The organism is uncultured Muriicola sp., assembly GCF_947258935.1.
Lineage (GTDB): Bacteria > Bacteroidota > Bacteroidia > Flavobacteriales > Flavobacteriaceae > Muriicola.
In genome coordinates this window covers 1-2,468 of sequence record NZ_CAMYKH010000136.1, presented here as the reverse complement: position 1 = coordinate 2,468, position 2,468 = coordinate 1, and the positions used below count along the sequence as shown (strand labels likewise).

The window sequence follows — 2,468 nt, the reverse complement described above, 5'->3', positions numbered from 1 at the left end:
TGAATTTTCGCTTTTTCCATGGCAGGCCACAGGCGTACATTTTTTCCCTGGTAAAGCTCCATATCCTTAAAAATAGTGTCTAACAATTTAATGGCCTGGAGAATATAAGGTCCTTTGTTAAGCATAACACAATCTGTTCGTTGTGCCATAGCCGCATCTGTCATTTCAGCGCGAGATGGTATGCCCTGCTTTGATAGATTTTCCAAAACCTGTGTTGCCCAAATATCAGGAACATGTGCTGCTCTGCACAGTGAAAGAATTTCTCTTTGAACCCTGCCAATATTGTCCCATCCGCACTCTATGGCCAAATCGCCCCTTGCAATCATAACTCCCACAGGATACCTCTTCATGGCCTCCAAAAGAATTTTGGCCAAATTATTAAAACCACTTTGAGTCTCAATCTTAAGAATGATCCCGAAGTTATCCGGAGCATTTAATTTCTCCAACTGAATAATGAGATCTTTAACATCCCGTTTGCGATTTACAAAAGATACATTTACCGTATCCGCATTCTGAATCACAAACACAAGATCCTTTTTATCTTTATCCGTTAACCCCCTTATATCCAATTTGCTGCCCGGAAAATTTATTCCTTTATCGGCTCTTAGTTTACTTCCATTTTTTCTAGCGTTAAGAATTTCGACAAGAATTTCGTCCTGTTCTACCTGGCGAATAACACCTTTAATCTTGCCATCATCAAAAAAGACAGGCTCCCCTTCTTTTACCTGCTCAAAGACTTCCCCTAACGTACACGAAATATGTGCATGGCTTATTAAATTGTCATCCTTATCCCTGTGTGCTGGTTCACCAGGCTCTACATCCTTACGCAATCGTAAAAAATCTCCTGTATGTAACATTATGAATTGATCCACCCTGGGTAATTCTCCAATAGTTATAGAAGATGAGGAATACACTTCGTCAGTGAATAATTTCGAGCCTGTTTCCAGAAAAGTGGTCTTACCACATACTGCAATACAGCCATTTGCTGTTTTCTTTGTAATTGTAAACTCCCTTTTCTTATTTCTGGCATCGCTAAAGAACAACCGATCGCCAACTTTCAGTTTTTCCAAACCCGATAAGGCTACAGGTAGGTACGCCAAATTAGGGCCTTGATGGTCCTCCGGACCCATCCAGATTTCGCAATTCTTTATTACAATACCACGTACATCTTTTGTGGGACGAAATCTTTTTACCCTTGGACCTGCCTTTAATGGACCGGTCCGTACTTTGGGACCTCCAAGATCCATCGTGATCTTACATTTCTTTTTTAATTTTTTGGATGCCTGCCTGACGTGCCCAATCATTAAACGCCATTCTTTTTCGCTGTCATGAGCACAATTTATACGAGCACAATTCATTCCATTGGCAATCATGTCATGTGCCATTTGGTAATTATGGGCAACTTCAGTAGGCAGGGTAACCATAATACGTGTGCGTCTTCCCTTTGAACGGTAACCCAACAACGATTTAGCATTGGACTTACCAAGCCGATTACTTTTTTTGAAAGTCAATTCGGCCTTGTGCTTTTTAATAGGTGAATTGTTTAATAGGCTCTCCAGGATGGCCTTGCTAGCCAACAAACTCGCCATAACATGACCTTCCGGTTTATCGAGCCGGGAAAGCCCCATATTTGCCAGCTTATTTTGGACAGCCGTTATATCCTCTTTACGCAATGCACGGTAATGGATAAGATTGCGGGCAGTTTTAATAAAATTGGGGTGGATCTTGGAAAGTTCAGCCGAATATTTGGCCTCAAAATGCTCCAAACGTTCAATGATAACAGATATCTCCTGTATCAACCATCGTATTTTTACTTCCTTTTTACTAATTTCTGCCATGGTGCACTAGTTAAAAAGCCTTAGAACCATGAATTTAGGAGTTATTTGGCACATTTATGTAATGACTGCCTACTTATAATTGATTAAAATTATTAAACGATCTAATGAAGATGATACTCGTTCAAATAAAGGGATACATTCTATTTTATATTCCCTCCAAATTAATAAACTTAGTTTGGTATCCTTTGTAAAAAAGGATTAACTCGCAAAACTCGTTGATCCATCGGGAAACCACGACTGCAATTAGAAAATAACACTGCACTTCTGTGCAAAAGGATTAGCTCTTTGCATTCGCTGATCCATAGGGAAACCGCTGATGCAAATAGAAAATCTACATCCCGCTCTCGCAGGATGAGATCCTTTTATCCCCTGCAGTCGCTCAAACAAGTTTGGCGACTTTCGGGGATAAAAAAATCCACACGTTTCCGTGTGGATTTTCTGAGTGATGTGGGCCCTACTGGATTCGAACCAGTGACCCCCTGCTTGTAAGGCAGGTGCTCTGAACCAACTGAGCTAAGAGCCCGTAAAGGAGTGCAAATATAACATTGTTTTTTATTCCCTAAAACAAAAAAGATAAAAAATCATACCACCCCAGCCACCGTAAAATTGCTCCCTCCTACAAAGATAAGA

Annotated in this window: 1 protein-coding gene and 1 tRNA gene; both read right to left on the bottom strand. The window is 40.5% G+C overall.

The genetic code is table 11. The features are described 5' to 3' along the window. The coding region (locus Q0X72_RS13620) for a pyruvate kinase (protein ID WP_297766528.1) at window positions 1-1,838 on the bottom strand (1,838 nt) is incomplete at its 3' end. 448 nt (window positions 1,839-2,286) lie between these two features. Further along, window positions 2,287-2,361: transfer RNA gene (locus Q0X72_RS13615), tRNA-Val, on the bottom strand. Between the last annotated feature and the right edge of the window lie 107 nt (window positions 2,362-2,468).